The sequence below is a fragment of the Sulfuricurvum sp. genome (assembly GCF_028710345.1).
GTDB lineage: Bacteria > Campylobacterota > Campylobacteria > Campylobacterales > Sulfurimonadaceae > Sulfuricurvum.
Genome location: NZ_JAQTUH010000011.1, coordinates 50,115 through 55,303, shown reverse-complemented (window position 1 = coordinate 55,303; position 5,189 = coordinate 50,115). Strand labels below are relative to the sequence as shown.

Genomic DNA, 5,189 nt, shown 5'->3' with positions numbered 1-5,189 from the left:
CGACAAATGTCTCTGCTGGGGTATTATTAGCAAGGATTAAAGAGTGATCTTCTAGTTCAACATGATAGTAGGTAAAAGTGCTCTCTAGTTCATCTCTGTTTATTCTTACGATAGAGATATCATTGACCAATGCTCCTGCATGGGCTAATACACCATCGACGTATAAAGCATGATCGCTAGAGAGGTAAAGGTCTTCTGATGGGATATTTTCTCCCAATGCCTCTTTACGGACAATAACCGGAAGTTTATTGGTAGGAAGGGTAAATTTATGGCAATTTTGAACTCCAACCCATTTCACTTTTTGGACAACACCTTCTGTCGTTATTACTTCATCTCCGATATGGAGTGATTCGACATTGGTTGTTCCGTTCGGGGTGGTGATGAGGGTGCCTGAGAGGAAGCAGTAGGTGGCAGACGTTGCGGAATATGTGTCGATGGTATTGTTTAAAATAGCATTATTGTAATAGCCCGTAATCGCATCAGAAGTTTGGGGAAAAACATATACAGAATTATCTCCACTATAATAAAAAAGTGAATCACCGGTAGAATCATTAACACCCATGTAGGTCATACTTGCACCGTAATATATATCAGCTTGATATATATAAACTGCATCACCAACATTAATTACTCCATCTCCGTCTGTGCCGTCATTCGTGTCATGTATTGAATAATTCGTATAGCCATCTAGTGATGTTGCTACCCACTGAACACTATTTCCACCTACTAAAACACCTTGTGCGGCACCTTGACTCCCTGTACCTAAGATAGCCATACATTGCTCCTATTTTATAAATTATTTAATGAAATTATAAAATTGGTTTGTCATCGGTTTGTCATAACATGATTACAAGACCTGAAGCGCAACATATCCATTCCCAGTATCGCCATCAAAGTAGTTGACGACAAAACCATCACCAGTATACACAAGAGCGTGTCCACTATCACTTGGAGTTGAAGACCAATAATAATTACTTTGCCATCCAGTCGGGATGCCTTGGGTTTGGTTTCCACTGTTATAGGTATCCCAGATTGCAGCGAGATCAGTATAAAATTGATCATTGCCTAAATAATAATTTGACGCTCCTTCATTGCTTATTCCTGTTCCTGTTGTTGGGAGGGCAACTTGAACACCGTTGATGGTCGCGTAGCGGTAAGTATTATCTGTATTACCTCCTCCACCCGTCGTCGTGAAATCACTCGCGTAGGTAAAAATTGCATCAAGAACATCGTGTGTAATATAATCTACTCCGCCATTCAGTGCTCCCGTGTCGGCACTCGTTCCATTCCCTGAGCGATCCCAATAATAGTACCAGTTGCCGTTGACTTGGACGGGGGCAATGAGATTACCGTACGAACCCAAATCGATGAGGCTATCCCCTTTTTCGGCTACATTGGTTACACTTAAAGCGACCGATTGATCGGTAGAATTCCCCGTCGTATCTGTTGCATGAATTGTAAAATCGTAGACATTATCCAATCCGTTGTCAATCGGAATCTCATAATCAGGAGAAGTTTTAAACGTTATCTCTCCGCTTGTACTGTCAATGTTAAAGTAGCTAGCATCGATTCCGCTAAGTGTATAGTTTATAGTAGCTCCCCAATCACTATCATTAACATGTGCCTGATAAATAGAAGTCGATGTATTTTCTGCAACACTAACATTAGCAGAGCTAGTGGTAAATGTAGGTGTTGATACATTACTACCGACAAATTTATAAGTAAATACCGAATAATCTCCTTCTGTTGCGTCACTTCCATACCATGTCACGACAAACGAACCGTCTTCTCCTACGGATGTAATCTGTGGATTGTAATCATTTGCATCTGTTCTATTTAACGCTTCAAGTTTAATCTCTGTACCGTTAAGTGAACCGTCGGCATTGAATTTTTGGAGATAAATAGAGGTATCACCCCCTACACTATCAACCCCTTGCCATGTGACAACAAAATCGCCTTGGGTCCCTACAGAGGTGATTTGGGGATTTTGATCCATACCTGTGGTATTTCCACTCACTTCTAATTTGACGGTACTGCCACTAAGTGATCCCGAAGCATCAAATTTTTGGACAAAAATAGAATCGTCTCCCTCACTCTCAACCCCTTGCCACACGACAACAAATGAACCATCTTCCCCAACCGATGCGATATGAGGATGATCATCCACTCCGGCTGTATTGTCTATCGCTTCGAGTATTGTCATGGTTCCATTTACTGTACCATTAGCGTTAAATCGTTGAACAAAAATCGAATTATCACTACCTTCATTACCTACAAAGGCTACAACATAAGCACCGCTGTTACCGATAGAAGCTATTTGAGGATAGACATCTGCCAAACTACTATGAGCAACTGCTTCCAACATGACAGGAACGCCGTTGATAGCTCCTGATGCATCGAATTTTTGGACGTAAACACTCCAATCACCGCCATCATTATCGATACCAAACCACGTTACGACGAATGATCCATCTGTCCCAACTGTTGTTATCTGAGGGGAATAGTCAAATCCTATGTTATTTCCTATCGCTTCGAGTTTCACCATATTCCCCGTCGGTGTAGCGGAAGCATCAAACTTTTGAACAAATACCGAATCATCTCCCGTGTTCTCATACCCGAAAAAAGTCACAACGAACGATCCATCTGTCCCTACAGAAGTAATTCGCGGATCATACTCGCTGCCAAGTGCAATATTGAGGGCATTGAGTTGCACTGTTGAGCCACTAAGAGAGCCTGTAGCATCAAATTTTTGGACGAAAACCCCGAAATATCCGTTGCTATCGATCCCTTTCCATGTTACGACGAATGATCCATCCGTCCCTACTGAAGTGATTTGCGGAATAGTATCTGCACCGCTTGTCGTTGCTTCTAACTGTATGGTATTTCCACTTGTGTTTCCAAATGCATCAAATTTTTGTACAAAAATGGACTCATCCCCCTCACTATCGACCCCTTGCCATGTGACGACGTATGATTCATCATTTTTTATGGAGGTGATTTGAGGATTGATATCGTTGGCATTGTTGTTGTTTAGTGCTTCGAGCTGAACCATCTCTAACATATTATTGATAGAGAGGGTAACTGTCTTTTCCGAAGCATTCCCTGCTGTATCGGTTGCTATTACCGTAAAACTGTATACACTTTTGGATTCATAATTCGGATTCTCTGTTAGGGTAACTCCACCTGTAGTGCCATCTATACTTATAAGGCTATAGTCGCCTGTATTTTTGAGTGAATAGGTGACACTATTGGTATCGGTTGCTGTGACGGTGTAGATTATTTGCCCTGCTCCACTGTTCTCATCGATAGTTGTTGCGGTAGTGAGTGATGTGATGGTAGGTGCTGTGGTATCGATAATTAACCGATTTATATTGTCTGTTTTAGCCGTCCCATCCGCATTAAAGAGCTGCACGTAAATCGACTGATTACTCCCAGGATAGGTTCCATTAATATTATTACCACTAAAAGTCACAGCATATTCTCCACTATTACCTACCATCGTAACATGTGGGTACATGTCATAACCTGTCGTAATTCCTTGAGCTTCCACTTTTACTTTAGCAGCTCCAAGTGTTCCATCGGCATTAAATTGTTGAACGTAAATCGATTCATCACCATTTTCATCATGAGACATATAGACTACGACATATTCACCGGTATTTCCGATAGCACACACTTCCGGGGATTGGCTGTTACTGCTCCCTTCCATATACCCCGTTAAAGATACCATCGAACCTACCTGGGTACCGTTACCATCGTATTTTTGAACATATATATTTCCCATACCGCTGTTTCCTGGGGTTCCTGAAAATACAACTACAAATTCGCCAGTATTCCCTAGTCCTACGATATCAGGGTCATAATCATTGCCATCAGATATAGTCGATGGTTCAAGCTGAATCATTGATCCAAATACGCTACCGTCACTATTAAATTGCTGAATGAAAATCGAATTGTCTCCTGCATTATCTGTTCCGTAAAATGTTACGACGTATTTGCCACTATCACCTAAAGCACTGACTTTTGGATTTAAATCATTTCCATTAGTGACATTAATACCTTCGAGTTGAATCATAGAACCTGATGCTGTACCATCTGCATTAAATTTTTGAACAAATGCAGAGTTGTCTCCATTACTATCTGTACCGTAAAACGTAACCACAAATTCACCTGTAGTGCCGATAGATGATATTGTAGGAGTAGAATCTATCCCCGTAGTATTCCCGATAGCTTCGAGACTTACCCATGGTTCTGAAACTGTCCCATCTGCATTAAATTTTTGTACTACAATGGAATAATCGTAAAAACTAACATCTCCTTCAAATACAACTACATATTCTCCGTTATTTCCTACAGAAGCAATTTGAGAAAATCTACTATTCCCGTAAGAAAATGATTCCAGACCTACCATGCTACCTAAAATAGTCCCATCAGCGTTGAATTGTTGAACAAATACCGAATATCCACCGTTAGAATCAATACCGTAAAAGGTAACAGCATATGCCCCACTATTACCTACAGCAGATACTTGTGGAGCATAATCTCCGCCGTTGGTATTGCTAATAGCTTCGAGCTGAACCATAGAACCGGAAACTGTCCCATCAGCATTAAACTTTTGAACAAAAACTGAAGAATCTCCATTGCTGTCTGAGGCTTCAAATGTCACTACAAATTCACCATTATTTCCTACAGAAGCGATTTGTGGGTTTTGGGCATTCATTGAGGCTGAATTTATTGGATCAAGTTTTGATAATACAGGAGTCTCATTTGTAGTACTCATCACCGAAATACTATTATTACCCGCTAGATCATATTGTTTGACTAGTATTTGTTTTTTGTCGTATGTATCATCAGATAAAGGGATCGTATTTCCACTGCCATCACTCCATGTTGTTCCACCATCGGTCGAATACTCCCATCGCACCGCATCCGTTGCGAGGGTAAGGTCGATTGTAGTATCCGACGTAATCCCATCGCTTGAACTCACTCCGGTATCTACGATAACAAAATCAACAGGATCGATAATAGCAGGAGGAATTTCATCTAAATCATTAATTGAGAGTACTACCGCTTGGGTAGTTGGGGTATTGACTCCATCATCGGCTACGACGTTAAAGCTGTAGCTACTCTTTGTCTCATAGTCTGCGGATGTGTTAAGTCTTACTTCTCCTGTAGCAGTGTTGATAGAG

At 41.0% G+C, this 5,189-nt stretch carries 2 protein-coding genes; both read right to left on the bottom strand.

Annotated features, from left to right (window positions below; translation table 11 throughout):
• Positions 1-775 (bottom strand): Hint domain-containing protein (locus PHC76_RS12550; protein WP_300210304.1); only part of this gene is annotated, 775 nt, incomplete at its 3' end.
• A 72-nt stretch (positions 776-847) separates the two neighbouring features.
• Positions 848-5,189 (bottom strand): cadherin domain-containing protein (locus PHC76_RS12545; RefSeq protein WP_300210303.1); only part of this gene is annotated, 4,342 nt, incomplete at its 5' end.